General features: G+C 25.6%; 1 pseudogene. It reads right to left on the bottom strand.

Going from position 1 to position 688, the window contains the following annotated elements:
• Positions 1 to 688: pseudogene (locus AC6UDG_RS07235) on the bottom strand (hypothetical protein); the annotation flags it as partial.

The following is a 688-nucleotide window of genomic DNA, read 5'->3' as shown; positions in this document are numbered from 1 at the left end:
ATCAAACATTCTTTATGTTCACTTAAGGAATTAAAATATTGCAAAAAATCAAGGCCTAGTTCTTTAATATCAATCGAATCATTAATTTCTTTTCTAATAAAATTAGTTAATTTTTTTCGTATAATTTTATCTTTAGAAGCATTAATTATTAAATTATCTTTCGAAGTATTTAAATATTTGAAGATATAATTTTTTAAAATATTCATATCATTAAAAAACTGTCCTGAATCTATAATTTCAAAAATACTATTATTTGGATTGTCACTTAACACAAATGACTCAAAAAATGACTGCTTTAATGATGTTTGATTAAGTTGGTTGATTAATATTTTCTCAAATTCTGAATTTTCATATCCTGAACCAACAATTACTTCTTTACAATAACCATTTGATATTGCATTTTTCCCATTAATAATACTTGTTAATAACTCATTTCCACCAGTTGTAACAGATGAAGCATATCCCTTTATTCCAAATGCCTCATGTATTTTCCCAGCAGTAGAATTAAGAACTACATCTGGAAATCTTATACTACTTGCATTAGTGAAATCACTATTCCAAACTGATTCTAAATATTTCACAGAACTTTCAAGACTACCAAATTGAGTACCAATAATTAATCCTATAGAATCTAATGATTGCTTTTTATTTAACAAAGATACAGATGCAATTGCCTCCTGTGTTAACG

Source organism: Fructilactobacillus sp. X2R1C1 (genome assembly GCF_059901435.1).
The sequence above is the reverse complement of the archived record's forward strand: the minus strand, read 5'-3'. Positions and strand labels throughout refer to the sequence as shown.